Here is a 25,624-nt window from a genome sequence, read left to right on the forward strand (position 1 = left end):
AGACACCACACTTTAACGTTATTCTCTTTTCACATGGGTAAAGGGAAAAAATACGGAAGGCAAATAATTAATAATGAAAGGCAATAAGTTCAAGTAGGGTAATATTCACTATTGTAACCCTTTTATCTAGTTTTAATCAATACGTTGAAACACAAATACAAGAAGCGAAGACAAGAAAATTTGTCTTCGCTTTTTATTTAATCTAGTTTCATCAGCTAGAATGGTCGGTGGCTTCACTTCTTCCCCCTCCCATTCTGAGCGAGCCGCTTCCACTTTTTATTTAATAACCAAGTTCGGTTTTTTATTTAAGCTGTGACGTCCGTCTACGAAGCGTACTGTGCCTGATTTTGCGCGCATAACAAGGGATTGTGTTGTTCCTACGCTACCTTTAAATTGAACGCCGCGTAATAGTTCTCCGTCTGTTACACCTGTTGCTGCGAAGATTGCATCGTCACCTTTTACTAAGTCCTCCATGCGAAGGATGCGGTTGATGTCGTCTATGCCCATCTTTTTGCAACGCGCCAATTCAGCTTCGTTTTGTGGTAATAATTTCCCGTGAATTTCTCCACCTAAACATTTTAATGCAACTGCCGCTAACACACCCTCAGGCGCACCACCAGAGCCGAATAAAATATCTACACCTGTACGATCAAATGCTGTGTTGATTGCGCCAGCTACGTCTCCATCATTAATCAATTTAATGCGAGCACCAGCTTTACGAATTTCTTCAATAATTGCTTGATGACGTGGACGGTTTAAAACTGTCGCTACAACATCTTCAATATCTTTGTTTTTCGCTTTCGCAACTGCACGTAAGTTATCGATAATAGGCGCATCAATATCGACCGCCCCAACCGCTTCTGGGCCAACCGCGATTTTATCCATGTACATGTCAGGAGCATGTAACAAATTACCATGATCTGCAATTGCAATAACAGCAAGAGCATTCCATCCACCAGCTGCTACAATGTTTGTCCCTTCTAAAGGATCAACTGCAACGTCTACACGCGGACCATATCCTGTACCTAATTTTTCTCCGATATATAGCATTGGTGCTTCATCCATTTCACCTTCACCAATTACAACTGTACCTTTCATCGGAATTGTATCAAATACATCACGCATAGCTGATGTTGCTGCACCGTCTGCCTCATCCTTTTTCCCGCGTCCCATCCAACGCGCTGATGATAAAGCTGCAGCCTCTGTTACACGTACTAACTCCATAGATAAACTTCTTTCCACGATAATCCCTCTCCTTTAAGCCTTTATATTTCTGCCGTATTTTGTGAACCGTGTTTTTCTATAAAGTGTACTTCCGCAAGTAGTGATGCTTCGCTTCCCCCTCGCGGAAGTATCACTTATGCGTTCTTCATTTCTTCAATTTCTTGCTTTGTCATTTGTTCTCGCCAAATGTTTGCACCAAGCCCTTTAAGCTTGTCTACTATATTTTCATAGCCACGATCAATATGCTCAAGTCCGGTTACTTCTGTAATTCCATCCGCCATCAATCCTGCAATAACAAGGGCTGCTCCAGCTCGCAAATCACTCGCTTTCACTTTTGCACCTTGTAATAAAACAGGACCAGTTACGATAGCTGACCGACCTTCTACTTTAATTTGCGCATTCATGCGACGTAATTCATCAATATGTTTAAAACGTGCGCCATAAATCGTATCCGTTACAACACCCGTTCCATGCGCCTTTGTTAAAAGTGTTGTAAACGGCTGTTGTAAATCTGTTGGGAAACCTGGATATACAAGCGTTTTTATATCAACTACTTTTAATCTTCTATCACCGTTCACTGTAATTTGGTCATCATTCGTTTCAACTTGGACACCAGCTTCTCTTAATTTTGCGGTAACTGACTCCAAATGCTGAGGAATAACATTATCAACTGTTACTTCTCCTCCTGACGCAGCACCTAAAATCATATACGTACCCGCTTCAATACGATCTGGAATGATCGTATGATGACAACCGTGCAGTGAATCCACACCATCAATTCGGATTACATCTGTACCAGCACCTTTAATACGTGCTCCCATGCTAGTTAACAGTGTAGCTACATCAATAATCTCTGGTTCTTTCGCTGCGTTTTCAATAACAGTTCTACCTTTCGCTCGTACAGCTGCTAGCATAATATTAATCGTAGCTCCTACACTAACAACATCTAAATAAATACGTGCCCCGCGTAGTTCATCTGCTCTTAAATAGATAGCACCTTGTTCATTCGTAACATGTGCACCTAACGCTTCAAACCCTTTAATGTGCTGATCAATCGGCCTCGGTCCTAAGTGACATCCACCTGGAAGCCCAATAACAGCTTTTTTAAAACGGCCAAGCATCGCACCCATTAAATAATAAGAAGCACGCAATTTTTTCACTTTTCCATTTGGTAAAGGCATTGCAACCATGTTAGAAGGATCGACTACCATCTCTTCCTCCTGTCCATAAGTCACTCTCCCTCCAATTTCCTCTAGTAAGTCCCCTAACATTTTCACGTCCGAAATATTAGGGACACCACCAATAGTTACTGGAGTATCTGCTAAAATTGTCGCTGGAATTAGTGCAACGGCGCTGTTCTTTGCACCACTCACGCGAATTGTTCCATTTAAAGCTCTTCCGCCTTCAATTAGCAATTTTTCCATATTGAGCTCCCTTCTTGTGAATGTATTTACTTTCTATATTTTTATAGAAAGCTCCCCCTTAAGAATCTCAATTACTTTTCCATCCCAAAACTCAATAAATAGGAAACCATTATCTTCATTTCTCCTGTAATACAAAAAGATAAAGATTAACTATTTATCGAATTTACTTTATCAATTTAGATACGTTATCACATTTATTAATAGGACTATGCACATTATTTTCTATTTCAAAAACAAAATGATAAAATCTTTAGACTTGTTCACGCTTTCATTATACAACGAAAGGAAACCGTCTAAAAGAGTAGACGGTTTCCAAAACGGAATTTTATTCTTACGCTTTACCGTTAGAACCGAATTCGCGAATTTTACCAATAACAGTTGCTTTGATAGCGTCGCGGCCAGGTCCGATAAATTTACGAGGATCGTAAACTTCTTGGTCTTTGTTTAATACTTCACGAACAGCTTTTGTAAACTCAATTTGGTTCTCAGTGTTTACGTTGATTTTTGAAGTACCTAAAGAGATAGCTTTTTCGATATCAGCAGTTGGGATACCAGTACCACCGTGTAATACTAAAGGTACGCCAGTGAAGTCACGAACTTGTTCCATTTCAGCGAATCCTAAGTTAGGCTCACCTTTGTAAGGACCGTGTACAGAACCTAAAGCTGGAGCTAGGCAATCGATACCTGTTGCTTCAACAAGGTGCTTACACTCAGCTGGGTCAGCGTAAATTACGCCTTCAGCGATTACGTCGTCTTCTTGTCCGCCAACTGTTCCAAGCTCAGCTTCAACAGATACGTTACGAGCGTGTGCGTATTCTACTACTTTTTTAGTAGTTTCTACGTTTTCTTCGAATGGGTGGTGAGAAGCGTCGATCATTACAGATGTGAAACCTGCATCGATTGCTTCTTTACATTTTTCGAAGCTTGAACCATGGTCAAGGTGAATCGCTACAGGAACAGTGATGTTCATTTCTTCGATTAAAGCTTTAACCATAGCTACAACTGTTTTGAAACCAGTCATATGACGAGCTGCACCCTCAGATACACCTAGGATTACAGGAGATTTTTCTTCTTCCGCAGCAGCTAAGATAGCTTGAGTCCACTCTAAGTTGTTCATGTTGAATTGACCAACTGCGTATTTTCCTTCTAGTGCTTTGTTTAGCATTTCTTTCATAGAAACTAAAGGCATGGTGAATCCTCCTAAAAAACGTTTTTTGTATCCGATAAGTTCTTATCGCTGGTAGTATGACCAGAATAAGGTAAAATATGTATATCTACATACCGGACTTTTTTCTACACTCAATAGGATAACAACTTGTACTCAAAAACTCAACCGTATTCACCTGCACAATAGTCCATGTAAACGCTTTTTTCCATATTTTTTATAAAAAATTCATTTTTAAGCCTCTACAGCGAGCTCATTTCTCACCGCTTGACGAATTTCATCAATATCAAATGGTTTAGCAAAATGCATTAAAGCACCTAAATCTTTTGCTTCTTGGATCATATCAAGCTCTCCATAAGCAGTCATTAAAATCACTTTAATACTCTCATCAATTTCTTTTACATGCTTTAAAATCTCTATACCATCCATACCTGGAATTTTCATATCTAACACAACTAAATCTGGATTATCTTTTTTCACGATATCTAAAGCTTGAAATCCATTCGCTGCTTGGAATGTCTGATAACCTTCTTTTTGGAACACTTCATGTAATAACACACGAATGCCATATTGATCATCAACGATTAAAATTTTCCCTTCCATAACTCCCAACCTTTCTGTGTAAGTACAAGATTTAAAGCTTCTTATATCTTAACGATTAATTTTCGCTATTCTTTACCAAATTCCTTCCTATTTCTTTCTTATTTTACCGTTTCCCATTTTGTTATGCCACCTTCGATTTCACCTTTCTAAAAAAATAAACTATAATGAAAGCCGGTAAACACGTACGAAGGGAGTAACATTATGTTAAAAATTTTTTCAACCCAATTAAGCGGTTATTTCTCCAGAGTTTCTCAAAAAGAGGAAATGAATATAGAAGATAGCGCCCGTCTACTTGCTCAAGCATTAGTTGGCGAAGGTTTCATTTATTTACATGGTACAAATGAAATGGAGGGCGTTGTTGCTGAAGCGCTATTCGGTGCTGAACCAATGAAGCAAGCAAAACGACTATTTGAAAATGGTAAGGAAGTAGAAGTAACTTCTGCAGATCGTGTACTTCTTATTAGCCGTTTTTCAACAGATGAAGAAGTTGTAGCAATAGCAAAAAAACTTCAAGCAGATGGACACTCTATTGTCGGCATTTCTGCTATTCAAGAAGGCAATGAATCACTAGAACAATATACAGATGTACATATTGATACGAAATTGTTAAAAGGGCTTATTCCAGACGATGAAGGTAATCGCTACGGATTCCCAAGCTTAATGATAGCTTTATTTGCATATCACGGAATCAAATTTACAATCGATGAAATGTTAAATGAATATTAAAAAAAGCGCCCTATTTCAGGCGCTTTTTTATTACTTGCTCTCTTTATTCGTAATAGACGCTCTTACGAAGTCATGGAACAATGGTTGTGGACGGTTTGGACGAGAAACAAGTTCTGGGTGGAACTGTGCTGCTACGAACCAAGGGTGATCTTTCAATTCAACGATTTCAACTAAACGGCCGTCTGGGCTTGTACCAGAGAATACAAATCCTGCTTTTTCCATATCCGGACGGAATTGATTGTTGAACTCATAACGATGACGATGACGCTCATATACAACCGGCTCATTGTAAGCGTTGTAAGCATTTGTTTCTTCAGCAAGCTTACATGGGTATAGACCAAGACGAAGTGTACCACCTAAGTCTTCTACATCTTTTTGTTCTGGTAATAAGTCGATGATTGCATAAGGTGTGTCAGGATTGATTTCAGAAGAGTTAGCTCCTTCTAATCCTAATACGTTACGTGCGAATTCGATTGATGCAAGTTGCATACCTAAGCAAATTCCTAGGAATGGAACTTTGTTTTCACGAGCATATTGAATTGCAACGATTTTACCTTCTACACCACGATCACCGAAGCCACCTGGTACAAGGATACCATCTGTGTCTCCTACTAATTCTTGTACGTTCTCTGCTGTTACGTGCTCAGCATTTACCCATTTCACTTCTACATCTGTGTCGAAAGAGTAACCTGCATGACGAAGTGCTTCTACAACAGAAATGTATGCATCTTGAAGCTCTACGTACTTACCAACAAGAGCGATTTTTGTTTTCTTAGAAAGGTTACGCACTTTTTCAACTAGCGCAGTCCACTCTGTCATATCTGCAGCTGGATTGTCTAATTTTAAGTGATCGCAAACGATTTGGTCCATATTTTGCTCTTGAAGAGATAATGGAACTGCATATAAAGTATCTGCATCGCGTGCTTCAATAACTGCTTTTGTATCAATGTCACAGAATAATGCAAGCTTGTCTTTCATATCTTGAGAAACAGGCATTTCTGTACGAACAACGATAATATTTGGTTGAATACCTAAACTGCGAAGCTCTTTAACGCTATGTTGCGTTGGTTTTGTTTTCATTTCACCCGCTGCTTTTAAGTACGGGATTAACGTACAGTGAATGTACATTACATTGTCACGACCGATGTCGCTCTTAATTTGACGGATTGCTTCTAAGAATGGTAGAGACTCAATGTCACCAACAGTTCCACCGATTTCTGTAATAACAACGTCCGCGTTTGTTTCGCGACCAGAACGGTATACGCGCTCTTTAATTTCGTTAGTAATGTGAGGAATAACTTGAACTGTTCCTCCTAGGTATTCACCACGACGCTCTTTTTGAAGAACTGAAGAGTAAATTTTACCTGTTGTTACGTTGCTGTATTTATTTAAATTGATGTCGATGAAACGCTCATAGTGACCAAGGTCTAAGTCAGTTTCTGCACCATCATCTGTTACGAATACCTCACCGTGTTGGTATGGGCTCATAGTCCCTGGGTCTACGTTAATGTATGGATCAAACTTTTGAATCGTTACGTTTAAACCACGATTTTTTAAAAGTCTTCCAAGAGATGCTGCTGTAATACCTTTTCCTAGAGACGATACTACACCGCCTGTTACAAAAATATACTTAGTCATGAAAAAGCTCCCTTCTATTTTGCTGTTATATAATCACCGTTGCAAAGCGCAACGTATGTAGATAACAATGTATCCATCTTATTGTTAGACTCTTTTTATTTTCTAAACAAAAAACAAAAAAGAAAATTGCTCCCCTCATCACATAAAGTAATAAGTAGGGAGCAATTTTCTTTTATATTTACACTTTAAAAGTATTATCGTCCTTTTTTAAAGAGCCCAAAAATGATTCTACATGGACGATAATGAAAAGTCAAGAACTACAGTTCTTCCTCTTCTTCTTCTTCAGTTTCATCATACTCAAGTTCTTCTTCAGCGAAGTCATCTTCATCTTCGTCTAAATCATCAAGATCATCGTCGTCTCCGTCTTCGTCTTCAAGAACCTTGTCCAAATCTTCTACATCATCATCTTCGTCTTCATTTCCGTCTACATCATCAAAGTCATCTTCATCTTCGTCAATGTAGTCGTCAAAACCGTCTTCTTCAACTTTACGTTTCTTCTTCGGTTTTGGTTGAGGCAAGATTTCTTCATCAATTTGCTCGTATGGGTACCAGCTGCGTAGACCCCAACGATTTTCTCCTAAATTAATGAAACGTCCATCGATGTTTAAGTCTGTATAAAATTGTGCGATTTTCGCATTAACTTGCTCTTGAGATAGTCCCAGCACTTGAGCGATTTCTTGAACCAACTCGTTGAATGTCGTTGCTTGTTTTTTATCCCCTAAAACGCTATGTACAACTTCAATCATTGAACATTCTTTTAGCTCTTCTGGTGAATATTGCTTAAAATCCACTTATGCGGCACTTCCTTTCATCAAATATAACCTTATATATAACGGCCTGCTTAAAAAAATCCATACTATTCATTATAAACAAAAGTCGCACAAATATGCTACAAAAAAAACGGGAAACTTTTATAGGGTAGTATACATTCCTTATTTCGGAAGCATATGGGCCCCTTGTAATACATACCTAATTTGCATGTCTGTATATTCTTCGAGCGTATATAGCTTTTGCAGCGCCCAACGTCGAAATCCCCACATCTGTCCTTGTATAAAAATATTATGCGCAAGAAGCTGTATTTCTTTTTTATTTAATGTAAATGTTCCGTTTTCCGTACACTGTTCTAAAATATTCTCAAACATTCCTACCATTTGAAACTCCTTTTCTAATACGTACGGGAGTGATTCTTTCGGTAAGAAGCGTACCTCTTGATACATTATTAATACTTCTTCCTGCAATTCGTCCATCACTTTAAAATAATTCGTTATTGCTATCTTTAAACTTTCTACACTTCCTTTTTCCGTACAAACTACTTCCTCTAATCTTTCTTTTACATGTTCATAAATACTATCACAAACTAAATACAAAACATCATCTTTTGTACGAATGTATTCATAAAGCGTTCCAATACTAAATCCAGCTGCCTTTGCAATCTCTCTCGTTGTTGTACGCGGAAATCCTTTTTGTTTAAACAGTTGCACTGCACCTTTAATCATTTGTTCACGCCTTAACGCGACTAATTTTTCATCTTTCACTGATGCATGCACATTATGTTTAACCATCCCCTTCACCTCTCTATTATTTTTTGGAAGGAAAAAGCGTAGGAAAATACCTACGCCTTTGATCCTACTTCGTTAACATACGAGAAATTACGAGCCTTTGAATCTCTTGTGTTCCTTCATATATCTGTGTAATCTTTGCATCTCGCATGTATCGCTCTACCGGATAATCTTTCGTATAACCGTAACCACCAAATACTTGTACCGCTTCAGTCGTCACCTTCATCGCGGCATCGCCTGCAAATACTTTTGACATCGCCGACTCTTTCCCATAAGGAAGTCCTTCCGATTCCAGCCAAGCTGCTTGATATGTTAGAAGACGCGCCGCCTCCACATCCGTTGCCATATCTGCAAGTTTAAAGCCAATCCCTTGCTGCACCGCAATCGGCTTCCCAAACTGATGACGCTCTCTTGCATATTCTACGGAAGCATCTAAAGCCCCTTGTGCAATACCAACCGCTTGCGCCGCAATACCGTTACGGCCACCATCTAATGTTTGCATCGCTATCTTAAACCCTTGTCCTTCTTCCCCTAGTAAATTCTCTACAGGAATACGGCAATCTTCGAACATAATTTCAGTTGTTGGTGAAGAGCGAATCCCTAATTTACTCTCCTTCTTCCCAACTGAAAATCCTGGTGTATCACTTTCCACTATAAATGCACTCGTGCCACGCTGCTTCGATTCAGGATCAGTTAATGCGAAAACAACATAAATATCAGCAATACCACCATTAGTGATAAATATTTTTGATCCATTTAATACATAATGGTCTCCATCTCTTTTGGCGATTGTCTTCATTCCACCAGCATCCGATCCAGATCCTGGCTCCGTTAAGCCGTATGCACCAATTTTCTTTCCTTCAGCCATCGGTCGTAAAAATGTTTGCTTTTGCTCTTCTGTTCCAAATTTAAAAATTGGCCAACCAGCAAGTGAAGTATGTGCAGACAATGTTACACCTGTAGAAGCACATACGCGTGATAATTCTTCAATAGCAATTACATACGCCAAGTAATCGCTTCCAATTCCGCCGTATTCTTCAGGCCACGGAATTCCGGTTAAACCAAGCTCTGCCATTTGATCAAATAGCGCACGATCAAACCTCTCTTCTTCATCACGTTCAGCTGCTGTCGGTGCTACTTCGTTCTTAGCAAAGTCCCGAACCATTTTTCTTATCATTTCATGTTCTTCTGATAGTTTAAAATGCATGCCCGTCTCCCCCTTGTGCTTTTATAAAGCCCGGCTAATAACAAGTTTCTGTATTTCACTCGTTCCTTCATATATTTGCGTGATTTTCGCATCACGGAAAAATCTTTCTACTGGATAATCTTTCGTATAACCGTAACCACCAAATACTTGCACTGCTTCAATCGCAACTTCAACAGCCGTTTTAGAAGCGAATAATTTCGCAATAGATGCTTCTTTACCACATGGTAATCCTTGCGCTCTTAGCGATGCCGCCCTATATACAAGTAATCGCGCCGCTTCTACGCTAGTTGCCATATCTGCAAGTTTGAAGCCAATCCCTTGCTGCGCCGCAATTGGCTTTCCGAATTGCTCACGTTCTTTCGCATAATCAATCGCACATGCAAGCGCCGCTTCAGCAATACCTAATGCTTGCGCCCCAATTCCAATTCGTCCAACATCTAAATTCGCCATCGCTACCTTAAATCCTTGTCCTTCTTCACCAAGTAAATTCTCAGCCGGTACCTTCATATCCTCGAACGTAAGTTGTACAGTGCGAGAACCGAGCAGTCCCATTTTATGCTCATCTTTACCGATAATTAAGCCTGGTGTATCTTTCTCTACTATGAATGCAGAAATCCCACTCTTTCCTGCCTCTGGATTTGTAGAAGCGAATACAATATATGTACTTGCTTCACCACCATTTGTAATGAACACCTTCGATCCATTAATAATGTAATGATCGCCTTTCTTCACAGCTCTTGATTTCAAACTTCCTGCATCCGATCCTGCATTTGGTTCTGTTAATGCAAATGCACCTAAATATTCACCAGTCGCAAGTTTAGAAACGTATTTCTCTTTCTGTTCTTCTGTTCCGAAATATAAAATCGGGTTCATTCCAACTGACGTATGTACAGCTAAAATTACACCAACCGTTGCGCTTACCTTCGAAATTTCTTCAATTGCTAAAATGTAAGAAATAAAATCCATTTCTGCACCACCGTATTTTGCAGGCGCTGGAATTCCCATTAATCCAAGCTCACCCATCTTCTGCAAAATCTCTTTTGGGAACACCCCTTGTTCCATACTAGGAACAAAGGGAGCAATTTCCTTCTGTGCAAAATCTCGAACCATTTTCCTCATCATTTGCTGCTCTTCATTAAAACGAAAGTTCATATACTCCGCCTCCATTTGCTATATAACCTTTTAACAATTTGGTAAGACCACTATTTTGTAACAAAGGGGGATTTATTCGTAAACGTAGAAACCACGACCTGTTTTACGTCCTAACCATCCTGCATTTACGTACTTACGTAGCAATGGACATGGGCGATATTTACTATCACCTAAACCTTCATGCAACACTTCCATAATGTATAAACATGTGTCTAAACCGATAAAATCAGCGAGCGTTAAAGGGCCCATCGGGTGATTCATACCAAGTTTCATTACTTCATCAATTGCTTCTTTCGTCGCTACACCTTCATATAACGTATAAATTGCTTCGTTAATCATCGGTAATAAAATACGGTTCGATACAAATCCTGGGAAATCATTTACTTCAACTGGTACTTTGCCAATTTTCTTCGTAATATCCTCAATTGTTTCGTATACCGCATCATCTGTAGCCAAACCACGAATAATTTCAACAAGTTTCATAACCGGAACTGGATTCATAAAGTGCATACCGATTACTTTTTCCGGACGTTTCGTTACCGCGGCAATTTCTGTAATTGGCAAAGATGACGTATTTGTCGCTAAAATTGCGTGTTCTGGAGCAATTTCATCTAAATTCGCAAAGATTTTCTTTTTAATATCCATTTTCTCGACAGCTGCTTCGATAATAAGATCCGCTTCCTTCACACAATCTAAATCAAGCGTTACTGCAAGACGGTTTAATGTCGCTTCCTTTTCTTCTTCCTTCATGCGCCCCTTTTCTACTTGGCGTGCTAAGTTTTTCGTAATAATAGCCAATCCTCTATCTAATTGCTCCTGTTTTAAATCTTGTACCTTCACATCGTATCCTGCCATTGCACATACTTGTGCAATTCCTGATCCCATTTGTCCTGCACCAATTACAACAATTTTTTGTACACTCATTTCTTCTTCCCCCTTAATTTTCAATAAACTATATACCGTCTAATCTTAATTAGTGAACTTCAATCATCACTGCATCACCTTGACCACCACCGCTACAAATCGAAGCAATTCCAATTCCGCCGCCGCGTTGCTTCAGTGCATGGATTAGTGTAACGATAATGCGCGCTCCGCTTGCTCCAATCGGATGCCCCATCGCCACTGCGCCGCCATTTACATTCAATTTTTCTGGATCAATTCCCGCAATCTCTGTACTTGCAATTGCTACTGCTGCAAATGCTTCATTAATCTCGAATAAATCGATGTCTTCAATTGTCTTTCCTGTTTTTTCAAGCAATGCGTTAATTGCATAACCTGGCGTTCTCGGGAAATCTTTAGACTCCACTGCAATTGCTGTATGTGCCAAAATTGTCGCTAACGGCTTTCTTCCTTCTTGCTTCGCTCTGTCTTCGCTCATTAATACAAGTGCAGCACCACCATCGTTTAAGCCTGGTGCATTACCAGCTGTCACTGTCGCTGTTTTATCAAATACAGGTTTTAATTTTGCTAACTTTTCAATTGTTGTATCCGCGCGTGGCGCCTCATCCTTTGCAACGACAATAGGATCGCCTTTTCTTTGCGGAATCGTTACTGGCACGATTTCCTCTTCAAAACGTCCTTCATTATGTGCTGAAACCGCACGTTGGTGGCTACGATATGCCCATTCATCTTGCGCTTCGCGAGAAATTCCATCTTCCTTCGCAACTTCTCCGCCATAAACACCCATGTGTATACCAGAAAATGCGCATGTTAAACCGTCAGCAATGTTTAAATCAACGACTTCGTTGTTGCCCATTCTGTATCCCCATCTTGCTCCTCGTAAAATGTAAGGACTGTTACTCATCGACTCCATACCACCAGCTACAATCAATGATTGATCGCCAGTACGAATAATTTGATCCGCTAACGTAACCGCACGAAGCCCCGACGCACAAACTTTATTCACTGTTTCCGTCTGCACTTCCCAAGGGATTCCAGCAGCCCTCGCCGCTTGGCGTGATGGAATTTGTCCCTGTCCACCTTGAATAACCGTTCCGAATATAACTTCCTCAACATCACTAGCAGAAACATTTGCTCTTTCAAGCGCCGCTTTAATTGCAATCCCTCCAAGTTCTGTTGCTTTTACATCTTTTAAAGACCCTCCAAATTTCCCAACTGGTGTTCTTGCAGCACTTAAAATAACTGTTTTACTCATGTTTCTTTCCCCCATTTCTTTTTATCACTGAGCGTGCGCTCGGTGTTCCTACGTTGAGAAGAGGTGCAATAATTGCACCTCTTTCTAAAGTTGTATGCATTCCTACAAACTAGATTGCTTCTTTCTTCTGTCCAATCACTGAGCGTTCTAAAATCTCTGTTACATCGAGAGTTTGAACTTTCTCTTCAACTTCTTTCGCTTTCGTCCCATCACTAATCATCGTTAAGCAATAAGGACATCCTGTACCGATAATGGATGGCTGTACAGCTAATGCTTGTTCTGTACGAGCAACGTTAATGCGTGAACCTGTTGTTTCCTCCATCCACATTAAGCCACCACCTGCTCCACAGCACATTCCCGTTTCACGGTTACGTGCCATTTCTACAAGGTTCACACCAGGAATCGCTTTCAAAATGTCTCGTGGCGCTTCGTATACTTCGTTGTATCTCCCTAAGTAGCAGGAATCATGGTACGTAACTGTTTCCTCAATAGCGTGAACCGGTTTTAAGCGTCCTTCTTTCACCCACTGAGCTAACAGTTCTGTATGATGATAGACTTCTGCTTGCAAGCCAAAGTCCGGATACTCATTTTTAAATGTGTTATAAGCATGAGGGTCAATCGTAACGATTTTCTTCACTCCTGCTTTTTCAAATTCCTCAATATTTTTTGTCGCCATCTCTTGGAAGACAAATTCATTTCCAAGGCGGCGCGGTGTATCTCCAGAGTTCTTCTCCTTATTACCGAGTATTGCAAATGAAATGCCTGCTTCGTTCATCAACTTCGCAAACGATATCGCAATCTTCTGACTACGATTATCATATGATCCCATTGAACCAACCCAGAATAAATATTCGAACTCCTCGCCAGCTTTCGATTTTTCTTTTACAGTTGGAACCGTTACTTCATCATCACCTTGGCGCCAAGTTTCACGCTCTTTACGGTTTAGACCCCACGGATTCCCTTGACGCTCGATGTTTGTCATCGCACGTTGCGCTTCCGCATCCATCTTTCCTTCTGTTAAAACGAGATAGCGGCGTAAATCAATAATTTTATCAACGTGCTCATTCATAACCGGACACTGATCCTCACAGTTACGACACGTTGTACAAGCCCAAATCTCTTCTTCTGTAATAACATCTCCAATTAAACTCGGATCGTAAGCGAGTGTTGTGGCTGCAGATTCTTGTTGTCCTTTCCCCGCTGCCATCATCGCTAACTGATTTCCTTGTGTATTATTAAAAGCAACTACCGGAACCCACGGTGCTTTTGATGTCACTGCAGCTCCTTTATCAGTTAAATGATCGCGAAGTTTTAAAATCAAATCCATCGGCGATAACATTTTCCCTGTTCCTGTTGCCGGACACATATTTGTACAACGACCACACTCTACGCAAGCGTATAAATCAATAAGCTGATTTTGTCTAAAGTCTTCGATTTTACCAACACCAAATGTTTCTTGTGTTTCATCTTCAAAGTCAATCTTTTCAAGTTTCCCTGGATTTGAAAGACGGCCGAAGAAAACGTTAGCTGGTCCCGCAATTAAATGCGCGTGTTTCGATTGTGGAACATAAACTAAAAACGTTAACAAAATTAGTAAATGCACCCACCAAGAGAAATAGAACAGAGAAATGGCTGCGGTTTCATTTATCCCTGAGAAAACGTAAGCGATTGCAGAAGCGATTGGCTCACTCCATGAAAGCTCCTCGCCATGCCATATAATTCCCATCCCATTACCGAGTAGCACAGAAATCATTAAGCCACCGATGAAGATAAGAACAAGGCCTGATTTGAAATTACGTTTTAAACGAACTAGCTTCTCAACATAACGTCGATGAAAAGCCCAAAAGACTGCAATTAAAATAACAAGTGTGACAATTTCCTGGAAGAATGTAAATGCAGGGTATAGTGGTCCAAGTGGAAGATGTGATCCTGGTGCGAGTCCTTTCCAAACGAAGTCAATTGCTCCAAATTGGACAAGAATAAATCCGTAAAAGAACATAACGTGAATAATGCCGCTCTTTTTATCTTTCAGCAGCTTTTTCTGACCGAAAACATTGACCTTAAGGAGATCCCAACGCTCTTTAAAACGACGGTCAAATTCAATCTTTTTTCCTAACTGTATGTAGGCCATCCTCGTTCGTATAAGATACACAAACAAATATCCCGCATAAGCAATAACAGCAATGGCAGCCAGCCAATTCATGATCAGTAAGCTATTCATTTTTATGCTACCCCTCTCTTTGTAAGCCTTCTTTCTTTTTTAGAATCTTCAAAAACATATAATTTTCTGAATTTTATCCCCTACCTTCATTATATAATGAGTGAGCATTCAGTCAACAGTTTTTTGTTATACAACAACATATTTTTTAATAAAGCTGTTTATTTCGGTGAAACTATAAAGTGAAACTTTAATCAGTAGAAGTTATTTACTCCCTACTAATTATTAGCCCACAAATAACAGGATAAAATGAATGTTTGATTTATAAAAAACGAATGGTGAAAAGACCGTGAAGGAGGGAATTTACTCATGTTCTTCTTATCTCTCTTATTAATAGGTAGCACTCTCTGGATTGTAATTGATCTTTCTTATGGGAGAATTGTTCATTTAAAGCGTGTACGTTCTCGTTCTTTCCCTTTACGCCAAAGTGATTTTCACCTTTATACATACGGAAAAGATTTGTATGACGCTCTATTTACTGATATAAAACAGGCGAAACACCATGTGCACGTTTTGTTCTTCATTGTAAAAAACGATAAAATCAGCCGGGAATTTTTAAAGTTACTTATTGACAAGGCAAAGGAAGGAATTGAAGTAAGACTTCTACTCGATCGATTGGGAAGCCATCATTTATCAAATGAGGCCATTCGCTCCCTACAAAAACATGGTGTCTCTTTTTCATTTTGTCACAAAGTAAAGTTTCCTTTTCCTTTCTTTTCTGCAAATCAAAGAAACCATAGAAAAATTACAGTTATCGACGGGAAAATTGGTTATATTGGTGGATTTAATATTGGAGAAGAATATTTAGGGCATAATCAAAAATTAGGATTATGGCGCGATTATCATTTACGTCTTACAGGAGAAGGAATACAAGATTTACAAAGGCAATTTTTACATGATTGGCTGGACGATACAGACCAAAATTTATTAGAGGCATCTCTTTATTTTCCTAAGCAACAACCAGGAACCATTCTGCATCGTTTTATCCCTACTGATGGGGCCTACTTGCAAAATACATTTTTATATTTAATTGAAAGCGCAGAAAAAGAACTCTTTATCGGTACACCATATTTCATTCCTGGAAGAAAAATTATGAATGCATTATTAGAAGCACGAAAACGCGGGGTTCAAATCACAATTCTCGTTCCAGAAAAAGCGGATCACCCCCTTGTTCGAGAAGCAAAATTCCCATATTGCCGAAAGTTAATACAAGCTGGCTGTAATATTTACGCATTTCAACAAGGTTTTTTTCACGCTAAAGTTATTATAGTTGATGACTACATCTGTGATATCGGAACTGCAAACTTTGATATGAGAAGTTTATATATTAACCATGAAATCAACTGCCTTTTATATGATGAACATTTTATACAAACAGTAAAAAATAAATTCCACGAAGATCTAGAAAATGCTTCATTACTTTCCTTGAAAGATGTTAGTCCGAATTCTCTCATTAATAGAGGAAAAGAATGGATAGGAACAATACTTGCTTTCTTTCTATAGGAAAGATAATGTATAAAGGAGATGTATTCATTATGATTATGCGTTTCGGATATGTCTCACATGCAATGGCACTCTGGGACTGTTCTCCGGCTAAAACGATGACATTTACAAGCTTTCAAAAGCTTAGTAAACAAGAACGAGAAGATAAATTATACGATGTTACGCGACAGAATCTTGAGCATACAATACGTATTCTTCATTACAATATAGCGCATGAAATTCCATTATATCGCTTATCTTCTTCCATCGTCCCACTTGCAACACATCCCGAAGTCGAGTTTGATTACATCGGGTTGTTCACACCGCTTTGGCGTACAATTGGGGCATTAATTAAAGAACATAATTTACGAGTAAGTTTTCATCCAAATCAATTTACGCTATTTACAAGCGATAAGCCACACATTACAACTAACGCTATTACAGATATGACTTATCACTATAAAGTATTAGATGCAATAGGAATTGCAGATTCTTCTTATATTAACATCCATGTAGGTGGTGCCTACGGAAATAAAGAAAAAGCGGTTGAACGTTTCCATGAAAACATAAAAAAACTTCCTGCACATATAAAGAGGCAAATGACACTTGAAAATGATGATAAAACATATACAACTGCTGAAACTTTATCTATTTGCCAAAAAGAAAAGATTCCATTTGTATTTGATTATCATCATCACATGGCAAATCTTTGCGAAGAACCGTTAGAAGGGTTACTTCCTGCAATTTTTGAAACTTGGGCACATACAAATATCCTTCCTAAAGTTCATATTTCCTCCCCTAAATCAAAAAAAGAATTTAGGGCTCACGCGGAATATATTGATTTAGAGTTTATTAAACCTTTCTTACACGTTGCAAAAAAAATCAATCATAATTTCGATATTATGATTGAAAGTAAACAGAAAGATTTAGCGATGCTGCAATTCATACATGAATTATCCGCTATAAGAGGAATAAAAAGAATAAATAGCTCAACATTACAATGGTAAATTGTAATGTTGAGCTATTTTTTTCAAAAAAAGTAATTTTTTTAGTAAAAAACACCCTATTTTATATGCTATGATTGGAATTAGCATTTTCCACCTGTGATTCAACTTTATTGAAACGGAGTCATAATATGATTAATCAAAAAAAATATGTACACTTTGTTATGATATATATAATTATATTTTCTCTTTGGATATTTCTTATTCCTAAGAACTTGAATATAAAAGAAATTGGAATTCTCTTCTTATTTTGTTTTGCTGCACTCTTTTCTTGCTATTGCTTATATAAAGCTATTAAGAAAATGAAGCGCGGTGATAAATTATTTTGGGTTTTATTACTATGCACTTGCCTATGTGGATTGACAATGGAGATAACTTTATTTCTTCATTCACTTTCTATATATGACCAAGTCATATTCTCATATACGGCATTACCCTTTTTTATCGTACAATATATTTTGCTCTTTTCTGGCTTTGCTATAAAGTTCATAAAACATTACTCTATTAGAGGCCTAGCTCAATTTTCATTCGATAGCATCTTTATCATTATTATGAATATTTATTTTACCTTAACTTTTATTTTAGACCGTTCAAGCTTTCGTATGTTAACAACAGATCATTGGGTTTTAATTGGATACTTTATTGCACAATCATTAGTCATTTACGCCGTTATTAGTCTATATAGACGAGAACAATATTCTGCTAGTAGAATCTCATTAATTATCGGCTTTACTATCATACTTGTATACGGATATATACATCTCTTTCAATTAAACGCAGGGATGAAAACTTCTTCTGAAGTCTCTTACTTAATACATACTGCTTCGATTTTATTAATTGGTTTGTCATCCATACTATATATTTTAGATAAACCAATGCAGCATGAAACGAAAACAAAATATTATCGGTTTGATTATGTGCGCTTTATATTACCTTATTTTAGTATAATCATTACTTTTTCTTTTATTATCTTTCAACCTTGGGATGATAAGTTCATGTTGATCGGTCTAGTATTATCTCTCATCTTATTGTTCTTACGACAACTTTATATGTGGAAAGATAATCAGGCACTAATCGATACATACGAGCAGTTGACTACACAACTAGAAGACAAAGTAGAAGAAGGTGCATCTGCGTTATCAAAAAGTGAACAACGTTATAAATCTTTATTCGAAGATCACCCGGATGCTGTTTTCTCTTTAAATATGTATGGTATTTTCCAACAGTCTAATACAGCTTGCGAAAGCTTATTTACTGCCTACTATTGTGAAGTAGAAAGCTATTCCCTTTTACACTTTATTGACTCAAAAGACCATGATTTACTAAAGAAAGCTTTACAACTAACGAAAAAAGGTAGACCACAAACTTTAGAAGTTCGCACAAAAGAAAAAGAAGGCTATTACTATTACCTTCACATTACACTCATCCCTACTTTCATAAACAAAGAAGTTGTTGGGATGTTCGGCATAGCACGTGATATTACAACTTTATATGAAAAGCAAAAACAAGTAGAACATTTAGCCTTTCATGATGCACTTACTGGATTACCAAATCGCCGAAAGTTTGAAAAAGATTTAAAAAACATTTTAAATACAGCTCAAACTAGCGCGAATGATGTTGCCGTCATGTTCCTTGATTTAGATAGATTCAAAAAAATTAACGATAGACTTGGTCACGATGTCGGAGATCTATTATTAATTGAAGTAGCAAAACGATTACGCAGTTGCCTACGTTCAAAGGATGTCGTTGCTCGCCAAGGCGGAGATGAGTTTACAATTCTATTACCAGATATGTACTCAGAAAAAAGTGCGGCTTTTATTGCTGAACAGATTTTAAATATTTTAAACAAACCATTCTTCATTCAAGGCGAAGAACTGTCTATTACACCGAGTATCGGAATTGCAATGTACCCTGATTATGGAACCGATGTTACTGAATTAATGAAAAACGCTGATATGGCTATGTATCGCGCGAAGGCAAATGGAAAAAATCGATTTGTTTTCTTCTCAAAAGAAATAAGTATCGCACAAAATGAAATCCAATTTTTAGAAGGCGAACTTGCAAAAGCATTACAACAAAATGAATTTTTCCTGGAATATCAGCCACAAGTAAGCACAAAAACAAAACAAATTATCGGTTTTGAAGCATTAATTCGTTGGAAGCATCCAAAACTTGGTATCGTATCGCCTGCTCAATTCATTCCTCTAGCAGAGGAAACCGGATTTATTATTGAGCTTGGAAATTGGATTTTACGTACCGCCTGCTTAGAGGCAAAAAGGTGGCATAATCAAGGTTTTTCTCACTTGAAAGTTGGTGTGAATTTATCTGTTGTTCAATTTAACCATACAAATTTAATTCCAACCATTTCAAAAGTGTTAGAAGAAACAGAACTAAAACCAGAAGCACTAGATATTGAAATTACGGAAAGCATTGCAATTAATCAAAATCAATCTGTAGTTGCAAAACTAGAACAGCTTCAAAATCTCGGTATTCAAATTTCAATCGATGACTTTGGAACTGGTTATAGTTCTTTAGCTTATTTAACAAAATATCCAATTAATACATTAAAAATTGCTCGGGAATTTATTTGCGGCATTACAACTAGTCCTTTAGAAGAGGCGATTATCTCTTCCATTATTACACTATCAAAAGAACTAAATTTAGAAGTGATTGCAGAAGGTGTAGAGACCGAAGAACAATGGAAGTTTTTATATGAGCAAAACTGTGACAACATTCAAGGATTCTTTATTAGCAAGCCCGTTTCTAGTAAAGACGTTTGGAGGTTACTCCACAAAAAAACAACCGTCTAAGTAAGACGGTTGTTTTTTTAATATTCAAAAGGTACATCTGAAGCTAATTGTACTTCTTGATCATTATGAGAAATTACTTGTTTTTTCTCTAAAGCTGTATCTCCTAATGAAATACCCCATGCCATTGCTAACGTTAACAGACTACCAATAAGTAGTTTTTTCATATTCCATCACCCGCATTTTTTTCTTTAAATATATCATGAAAATCCATCCATATCTTATGCAATTATGCATATTTACTTTTTAAATCTTGTTTATTTCTTCATTCTTTTTATAATTGATTCTTTTAATGTATGGTTTCCTAATATATCGAAAAAGAAGTAAGCTTTTTCGCAAGCATCTTCAATTTCTGCTCTATCACACTCTAACTTTTCTAGGCATTCAACTTTTCGATAGTATAACTGTCCAATCAATGTCATACTATTAATTTGACACGATAATTCAATGGCTTTATTTGCATGACAAAGTGCTTCTTCGTATTGATTGTCCAAGTATAATGCTTTTGCATGATTATGTCTCACCTTTACATCAAACTCTTTATTATCATGTAATACTTCTAATTGTTTTAATATATTTTCATATAACTCAATACTCTTCTTAAAATGGCCATTTTCAGCGTAAATGTTTGCAATTGCGTTTTCAATATAAAGGTTCTGATATACGTCTATCCCTGCCAATTGTTGATTGAGCAATTTCTTTAATTCTGAAATACAATATTCGTAATCAATTTTTTTCAATATGTAAGCAGCTACATGATATTGCCATTGAAGAAACTGCTGAAGCTCAGGATGATATTCTTCCTTTTTCAACTCATTCCATACTTTATTATAAATTTCTTTATATTTCTTTTCCTTACAGAGCATAATAATTCGGTCTTTTAACTGCTTATTCCTTTCCATGTCAGAATAAATAAGTACCTCATAAAAATGGATAATGGGAACTTGTAACTTTGCTGCAATACCTTGCAATATATCCATACTTGGGTATACCGCGCCCGATTCAATTCGGCTCACTTCCGATTGATGACATATATTCTCGGATAACTGTTTTTGTGTTAATCCCCGCATCATCCTAATTTTCTTAATTTCACTTCCTAATTTTTCTGCGTGCATACTTACTCACCATCCCACTATAACAATCTAATTTTTCGAGTTGTCATACCACTACAATAATGTGAATTCGACAATTTTTGATATGAAATAATGCATAATATATATAAAATTCGGCAAATTTTTCATACAATTCATCTCACATACAATAATAGATTAGGAGTATTATAGATAAATTGCAGACAACTTGCCCATGCTTCCATTACACTCGGTCTTTTTTATCCTTTATCGGCAAAAGCTACCCACACCTAAGAATTAGGCAAAATGAACTAAAAGTTGAAATTGCTCAGCCTAGCTTAACAATTTAGAAATTAACACAACCTCAAAATGATATAAAAGAAAATATTGCAAAAAAGTATTTAAAAGGTGAGGTAAATGGGGCTAAGGCTCAACAAGAGCAAGTAACAACTGAAAAAATGTAGAATTTCAACCTACCGATAAAGAAAATCAAACCGAATTTTATCTTGCACAAACTTATAAAAACTATAAAGTATATGATCAAGATCTCATTATAAAAGTAGATAAAAATGGAGTAATCACAACTGTTAGTGGTAAAGTTATCCAGAATTTAGACCGATAACCTAATCCTACTATAACAAATTTTTTGTCGAAAAATGAAGTAAAATCTACATGACGCAATATCCCTCTCTAATTCCAGACTATATAACTGAGACGGAATTACAAAAAAAGAAGTTTACCACTCATAGGTAAACTTCTTTTCATATCCATCCCTTTTCTTCTGCAATTGTAATTGCCTCAATTCTATTTTTTGCATCCAGCTTCGTTAATACTTCAGAAATATAATTACGTACTGTACCAGGTGAAAGATAAAGTGTCTTTGCAATTTCATTTGCTGTCTTTCCTTCTTTCGCAAGTAGCAATACTTCTTTTTCGCGATCTGATAACGGATTTTGCTCCTGCCATAAGCCGAACATTAAATCTTGAGAGATCTCTCGTTTACCTTTCATTACGTTGCGAATCGATGCCGCTAAATCCTCGCTTGGGCTATCTTTTAATAAATATCCGTGCACACCAGCTTTCATTGCTCGCTCAAAATATCCAGGGCGCGCAAATGTTGTTAAAATCATTACTTTACATGCCGATTTTTCTTTCTTCAACGTTTCTGCAACATCTAACCCGCTTTGAATTGGCATTTCAATATCCATAATGCTTACATCAGGTTTTAACGATTCGATTAGTTTTAGCGCCTCTTCTCCGTTCGCTGCTTGCCCAATTACTTCAATATCATCTTCTAGATCAAGCAGGGCTCCTAACGCACCACGAAGCATCCGTTGATCTTCTGCAATAATGATACGAATCATGCCTTCACCTCATCTTTTCCTGTTCTAATAACAACTGGTACTTTTACTATTAATAGTGTCCCTGGATTGATTGCATCCAGCTCAACAAACCCATCAATAAGAGCGATTCGCTCCTTCATACCACGAATGCCATTTCCATCGTGGTTTTGATCTGCTAAACCGATTCCGTTATCTTCTACTGTCAAAATCAATTCACCTTGTGATTCTCGTACAGAAACCGTGCAACGTGTCGCCTTACTATGCTTTACAACATTCGTAACAGCTTCACGTAAACACATCCCTAAAATATTTTGTTCAATGGGTGATAACGAACTTGCACTCGTTTCTTGTTTTATCTCTAATTCAATATTAGCAGCTTGTAAGATCGCTTTTATTTGCTCAAGCTCTTCTTCTACTGTAATCATGCGCATATCAGAAATTAATTCTCTTAGCTGCTTTAAAGCGGTACGAGATGTTTGTGTAATTTCTTTCGCTTCCGCACTTGCGCGCTCTGGATTTTTCACAATTAATTTCTCAACGAGCTGACTTTTTAACGTAATAAGAGATAGCGTATGCCCTAACGTATCATGAAGATCTCTTGCGATTCGCTGCCGCTCTTCACGTTTCACCAAATCTTTAATTTGCTCATTCGCTTCGTTTAATTGATTTCTTAACATCTTTTTCTGATTAAAGTTGCGCATACCAAATGGTGTAAGAAGCATTAAAATAAACATTGGAACGACATTTACTAAACTTGTCGGTGTTAGTTGATTCATATTTACAAATACAAATGCTCCAAGCATTACAACTAACAAACATAGTAATATCCGAAATACTTTCTTACTTGGTGCAAATCCCATCGCACTTGCCGTGAAAAAGCCAAAGAATATCATGAAGGGATTATAAAATAAAGCAAATAAATAGATGAGCACCATCTGTATACATGCCCACAAAACAAACGTCTTCTGAACAAAATAAAGTTGACGGTATGTGATAATAAAAAGTATCAACATACCGCTCCCTAGCACAAACTTCCATCCTGACACTTGCGCTAAATGGTAAATTGGAAATAATAAATACACAAGAAACATATACGGAAAGAATCCCATATGTTTCGGAAAAATCTCAATCCTCTTCTTCTCTATCATTTATACCGCTTCCTGTCTTTTTCTTATATATATTGATACTACAACAAATATAAGGAAATAGCCTCCTAATACCGCGATATTTTCCCAACCAATTGATTTTCCAGCTACAATATCCCATGCACCGCTTCCAAAATGATATGTTGGTGTCCATTCACTAATAGATCTTAATATTTTCGGGAATACTTCGATCGGCATCCATAGACCACCAAGAATTGCTAAACACATATTTAAAATATTCGCTAAGCCCGCAGCAGCATCCGCCTTCTTAATAGAACCTATTACTGTTCCTAACGCTAAAAATGGTGTCACACCTAACAACAACCATAATCCAGCACCAATCCATTGCCCTACTGTTAACTCAACATGATTAATTAATATTCCTGCGATAAAGATAACTAAGATTGAAAAAGCATTCACTACAGTTTGAGCGATAATCTTCGCTGTTATATACGCTCCCTCTGGAAGTGGTGTAATTTTTAAAAGATGTGTCCAACCCTGCCCTTTTTCTTGAGAAATTCTCACACCGAAACTAAAAAGTGCTGTCCCTACAATACTGAACGTTGCCATTGAGATTAAATAATGTGCTTTCCACGCATCTCCGTTTTGTGGCACTTGAACCACATTTGTGAAAATGTAATAAAACATAACTGGCATTAATAATGAGAAAAAGATAAACAATTTATTACGAAACGTACGTAAAATTTCTATTTTGCATTGCATCCATAAAGCTCTCATGCGATTTCCCCCTCCTGATTTGTGATAAATTGTTCAAATGCTTCATCAAGGCTTCCACGTTCAACAGAAACATCTGTTACAGGTAAGTTCTTTTCATAAATTGCTCTTAACGTTGCATCTGTATCTTCTGTTGCTAAAGTGAAGTGTCCTTCTTTTGATTGTACTTCTGTTACGTTTGGTAATTCTTTTAGTAATTTTGCAGGAATACTTTCCTTCGAATAAAACGTGATTGTTTTTCGTGAAATCGTCGCTTTCATCTCATCTGGCGTACCGTCTGCGATAATCTTTCCATTCGCAAATAATAAAATACGATTTGCTAATGCATCTGCTTCTTCTAAATAGTGCGTTGTTAAAATAATCGTTTTCCCTTCACTTGCTAACTTTCGAATTGTTTCCCAAAATGTTCTTCGAGACGTAATGTCCATTCCAACTGTCGGCTCATCTAAAAATAACAAATCTGGATTTCCTGCAAGTGCGAGTGCAAAATTTAACCTTCTCTTTTGACCTCCTGATAATTTCTCACATCTTTGCTTTCTCTCTGATTTTAAATTCGATAACTGTAGCAACGTTTCTTTCGCTACCGGGTTCGTATAATAGCTACGGAATAACTCAATTGCCTCTTCCACTGTAATGCTATCGATGACACTTACTTCTTGTAACATCGCACCGAGGCTATTACGAACATCTCTATGCTTTGGACTCTTTCCGAATATAGAAACCGTTCCTTCCGTCGGATCCTTTAATCCAAGCATCATCGACATCGTCGTCGTTTTCCCTGCACCATTCGGTCCAAGCAATGCTACGATTTCTCCTTTATTCACATGAAATGAAACGTTATTTACTGCTTTTTTATGTTTAAATGTTTTAGAAACACTACTTACTTCAATAATCTTTTCCATCTCTCCACCCCCGCTGTTTCTTATATTTACATTGTATTCCTTGGAAAACTTAGGAAACAGTATGA

General features: G+C 37.5%; 21 protein-coding genes and 2 pseudogenes. 5 read left to right on the top strand and 18 right to left on the bottom strand.

Going from position 1 to position 25,624, the window contains the following annotated elements:
• Nucleotides 1–276: 276 nt before the first annotated feature.
• The 4 genes from glpX to spo0F form a co-directional block, all read right to left on the bottom strand.
• Nucleotides 277–1,242, bottom strand: coding sequence for a class II fructose-bisphosphatase (gene glpX / locus PDK19_RS09005; RefSeq protein ID WP_000442334.1), 966 nt, complete (start codon nt 1,240–1,242; stop codon nt 277–279).
• Nucleotides 1,243–1,358: 116 nt separating this feature from the next.
• A complete protein-coding gene (murA, locus tag PDK19_RS09010) occupies nt 1,359–2,648 on the bottom strand; it encodes a UDP-N-acetylglucosamine 1-carboxyvinyltransferase (protein ID WP_000413260.1) in 1,290 nt (429 codons plus the stop codon).
• A 331-nt stretch (nt 2,649–2,979) separates the two neighbouring features.
• On the bottom strand, nt 2,980–3,837 hold the full coding sequence (locus PDK19_RS09015; protein ID WP_001131850.1) for a class II fructose-bisphosphate aldolase: 858 nt from the start codon (nt 3,835–3,837) through the stop codon (nt 2,980–2,982).
• 210 nt (nt 3,838–4,047) lie between these two features.
• Nucleotides 4,048–4,416: a sporulation initiation phosphotransferase Spo0F gene (gene spo0F, locus PDK19_RS09020; RefSeq protein WP_000398594.1), complete on the bottom strand. Its 369-nt coding sequence runs from the start codon at nt 4,414–4,416 to the stop codon at nt 4,048–4,050.
• 201 nt (nt 4,417–4,617) lie between these two features.
• On the opposite strand from spo0F, the gene PDK19_RS09025 reads away from it, so the two are divergent.
• Nucleotides 4,618–5,142, top strand: a complete 525-nt coding sequence (locus tag PDK19_RS09025) for a DUF2529 domain-containing protein (RefSeq protein WP_000912422.1) — start codon at nt 4,618–4,620, stop codon at nt 5,140–5,142.
• 30 nt (nt 5,143–5,172) lie between these two features.
• On the opposite strand, the gene pyrG is transcribed toward PDK19_RS09025, so the two are convergent.
• From pyrG to PDK19_RS09065, 8 genes and pseudogenes are all read right to left on the bottom strand, one after another.
• Nucleotides 5,173–6,780: a CTP synthase gene (pyrG, locus tag PDK19_RS09030; protein WP_000170453.1), complete on the bottom strand. Its 1,608-nt coding sequence runs from the start codon at nt 6,778–6,780 to the stop codon at nt 5,173–5,175.
• A gap of 257 nt (nt 6,781–7,037) precedes the next feature.
• The gene (rpoE, locus tag PDK19_RS09035; protein ID WP_000346275.1) at nt 7,038–7,571 is read right to left on the bottom strand and encodes a DNA-directed RNA polymerase subunit delta; all 534 of its coding nucleotides are present in this window, start codon (nt 7,569–7,571) and stop codon (nt 7,038–7,040) included.
• A gap of 141 nt (nt 7,572–7,712) precedes the next feature.
• A complete protein-coding gene (locus tag PDK19_RS09040; protein ID WP_000238604.1) occupies nt 7,713–8,342 on the bottom strand; it encodes a TetR/AcrR family transcriptional regulator in 630 nt (209 codons plus the stop codon).
• A gap of 64 nt (nt 8,343–8,406) precedes the next feature.
• On the bottom strand, nt 8,407–9,546 hold the full coding sequence (acdA, locus tag PDK19_RS09045; protein WP_000545534.1) for an acyl-CoA dehydrogenase AcdA: 1,140 nt from the start codon (nt 9,544–9,546) through the stop codon (nt 8,407–8,409).
• Nucleotides 9,547–9,567: 21 nt separating this feature from the next.
• Nucleotides 9,568–10,698, bottom strand: a complete 1,131-nt coding sequence (locus tag PDK19_RS09050) for an acyl-CoA dehydrogenase (RefSeq protein ID WP_001011168.1) — start codon at nt 10,696–10,698, stop codon at nt 9,568–9,570.
• A gap of 72 nt (nt 10,699–10,770) precedes the next feature.
• The gene (locus tag PDK19_RS09055) at nt 10,771–11,622 is read right to left on the bottom strand and encodes a 3-hydroxybutyryl-CoA dehydrogenase (protein ID WP_000116031.1); all 852 of its coding nucleotides are present in this window, start codon (nt 11,620–11,622) and stop codon (nt 10,771–10,773) included.
• 49 nt (nt 11,623–11,671) lie between these two features.
• Nucleotides 11,672–12,953 (bottom strand): annotated as a pseudogene (locus PDK19_RS09060) (acetyl-CoA C-acetyltransferase).
• A gap of 9 nt (nt 12,954–12,962) precedes the next feature.
• Nucleotides 12,963–15,074 (bottom strand): heterodisulfide reductase-related iron-sulfur binding cluster, encoded by a 2,112-nt coding sequence (locus PDK19_RS09065; protein ID WP_001086785.1) that lies wholly within the window; start codon nt 15,072–15,074, stop codon nt 12,963–12,965.
• Nucleotides 15,075–15,380: 306 nt separating this feature from the next.
• On the opposite strand from PDK19_RS09065, the gene cls reads away from it, so the two are divergent.
• From cls to PDK19_RS09080, 3 genes are all read left to right on the top strand, one after another.
• Nucleotides 15,381–16,574 (top strand): cardiolipin synthase, encoded by a 1,194-nt coding sequence (cls, locus tag PDK19_RS09070; RefSeq protein ID WP_000465821.1) that lies wholly within the window; start codon nt 15,381–15,383, stop codon nt 16,572–16,574.
• A 32-nt stretch (nt 16,575–16,606) separates the two neighbouring features.
• Nucleotides 16,607–17,560 carry a UV DNA damage repair endonuclease UvsE gene (gene uvsE / locus PDK19_RS09075; protein WP_139302979.1) on the top strand — a complete coding sequence of 318 codons (954 nt, stop codon included), beginning with the start codon at nt 16,607–16,609 and terminating at the stop codon, nt 17,558–17,560.
• A 128-nt stretch (nt 17,561–17,688) separates the two neighbouring features.
• Complete coding sequence (locus PDK19_RS09080; protein WP_000609936.1) at nt 17,689–20,367, top strand: DUF4084 domain-containing protein; 2,679 nt, start codon at nt 17,689–17,691, stop codon at nt 20,365–20,367.
• A gap of 17 nt (nt 20,368–20,384) precedes the next feature.
• Here PDK19_RS09080 and papR read toward each other — a convergent pair whose 3' ends face one another.
• Nucleotides 20,385–20,531 carry a quorum-sensing peptide PapR gene (gene papR, locus PDK19_RS09085; RefSeq protein WP_270707007.1) on the bottom strand — a complete coding sequence of 49 codons (147 nt, stop codon included), beginning with the start codon at nt 20,529–20,531 and terminating at the stop codon, nt 20,385–20,387.
• Nucleotides 20,532–20,621: 90 nt separating this feature from the next.
• Nucleotides 20,622–21,479: a transcriptional regulator PlcR gene (gene plcR, locus PDK19_RS09090; protein WP_000542905.1), complete on the bottom strand. Its 858-nt coding sequence runs from the start codon at nt 21,477–21,479 to the stop codon at nt 20,622–20,624.
• Nucleotides 21,480–21,647: 168 nt separating this feature from the next.
• Between plcR and PDK19_RS09095 the strand changes: the two are divergent.
• A pseudogene (locus PDK19_RS09095) lies at nt 21,648–22,053 on the top strand (M4 family metallopeptidase); the annotation flags it as partial.
• 142 nt (nt 22,054–22,195) lie between these two features.
• On the opposite strand, the gene PDK19_RS09100 reads toward PDK19_RS09095, so the two are convergent.
• From PDK19_RS09100 to PDK19_RS09115, 4 genes are read right to left on the bottom strand one after another with little or no spacing between them, the layout of a single operon-like run.
• Nucleotides 22,196–22,798 (bottom strand): response regulator transcription factor, encoded by a 603-nt coding sequence (locus PDK19_RS09100; protein WP_000619255.1) that lies wholly within the window; start codon nt 22,796–22,798, stop codon nt 22,196–22,198.
• The gene (locus PDK19_RS09105) at nt 22,795–23,925 is read right to left on the bottom strand and encodes a sensor histidine kinase (RefSeq protein ID WP_049113801.1); all 1,131 of its coding nucleotides are present in this window, start codon (nt 23,923–23,925) and stop codon (nt 22,795–22,797) included. The genes PDK19_RS09100 and PDK19_RS09105 overlap by 4 nt, the downstream gene beginning before the upstream one ends.
• Entirely contained in the window at nt 23,926–24,660 is a 735-nt protein-coding gene (locus PDK19_RS09110; RefSeq protein WP_001202426.1) for an ABC transporter permease, read from the bottom strand.
• The gene (locus PDK19_RS09115; RefSeq protein ID WP_000411159.1) at nt 24,657–25,559 is read right to left on the bottom strand and encodes an ABC transporter ATP-binding protein; all 903 of its coding nucleotides are present in this window, start codon (nt 25,557–25,559) and stop codon (nt 24,657–24,659) included. Before PDK19_RS09115 ends, PDK19_RS09110 begins: the two co-directional genes overlap by 4 nt.
• Nucleotides 25,560–25,624 lie beyond the last annotated feature (65 nt).

Origin of the sequence: Bacillus cereus group sp. BcHK124 (assembly GCF_027712065.1) — a bacterium.
Classification (GTDB): Bacteria; Bacillota; Bacilli; order Bacillales; family Bacillaceae_G; genus Bacillus_A; species Bacillus_A pacificus.

Bases quoted from the DNA above. Each gene is read 5' to 3' on its own strand.
- acdA (WP_000545534.1), bottom strand. From the start codon at position 9,546: ATGCATTTTAAACTATCAGAAGAACATGAAATGATAAGAAAAATGGTT.
- PDK19_RS09055 (WP_000116031.1), bottom strand. From the start codon at position 11,622: ATGAGTGTACAAAAAATTGTTGTAATTGGTGCAGGACAAATGGGATCA.
- PDK19_RS09015 (WP_001131850.1), bottom strand. From the start codon at position 3,837: ATGCCTTTAGTTTCTATGAAAGAAATGCTAAACAAAGCACTAGAAGGA.
- papR (WP_270707007.1), bottom strand. From the start codon at position 20,531: ATGAAAAAACTACTTATTGGTAGTCTGTTAACGTTAGCAATGGCATGG.
- PDK19_RS09050 (WP_001011168.1), bottom strand. From the start codon at position 10,698: ATGAACTTTCGTTTTAATGAAGAGCAGCAAATGATGAGGAAAATGGTT.
- PDK19_RS09100 (WP_000619255.1), bottom strand. From the start codon at position 22,798: ATGATTCGTATCATTATTGCAGAAGATCAACGGATGCTTCGTGGTGCG.
- spo0F (WP_000398594.1), bottom strand. From the start codon at position 4,416: ATGGAAGGGAAAATTTTAATCGTTGATGATCAATATGGCATTCGTGTG.
- PDK19_RS09025 (WP_000912422.1), top strand. From the start codon at position 4,618: ATGTTAAAAATTTTTTCAACCCAATTAAGCGGTTATTTCTCCAGAGTT.
- PDK19_RS09040 (WP_000238604.1), bottom strand. From the start codon at position 8,342: ATGGTTAAACATAATGTGCATGCATCAGTGAAAGATGAAAAATTAGTC.
- plcR (WP_000542905.1), bottom strand. From the start codon at position 21,479: ATGCACGCAGAAAAATTAGGAAGTGAAATTAAGAAAATTAGGATGATG.
- cls (WP_000465821.1), top strand. From the start codon at position 15,381: ATGTTCTTCTTATCTCTCTTATTAATAGGTAGCACTCTCTGGATTGTA.
- PDK19_RS09105 (WP_049113801.1), bottom strand. From the start codon at position 23,925: ATGATAGAGAAGAAGAGGATTGAGATTTTTCCGAAACATATGGGATTC.
- uvsE (WP_139302979.1), top strand. From the start codon at position 16,607: ATGATTATGCGTTTCGGATATGTCTCACATGCAATGGCACTCTGGGAC.
- PDK19_RS09065 (WP_001086785.1), bottom strand. From the start codon at position 15,074: ATGAATAGCTTACTGATCATGAATTGGCTGGCTGCCATTGCTGTTATT.
- PDK19_RS09080 (WP_000609936.1), top strand. From the start codon at position 17,689: ATGATTAATCAAAAAAAATATGTACACTTTGTTATGATATATATAATT.
- pyrG (WP_000170453.1), bottom strand. From the start codon at position 6,780: ATGACTAAGTATATTTTTGTAACAGGCGGTGTAGTATCGTCTCTAGGA.
- PDK19_RS09110 (WP_001202426.1), bottom strand. From the start codon at position 24,660: ATGAGAGCTTTATGGATGCAATGCAAAATAGAAATTTTACGTACGTTT.
- PDK19_RS09115 (WP_000411159.1), bottom strand. From the start codon at position 25,559: ATGGAAAAGATTATTGAAGTAAGTAGTGTTTCTAAAACATTTAAACAT.
- murA (WP_000413260.1), bottom strand. From the start codon at position 2,648: ATGGAAAAATTGCTAATTGAAGGCGGAAGAGCTTTAAATGGAACAATT.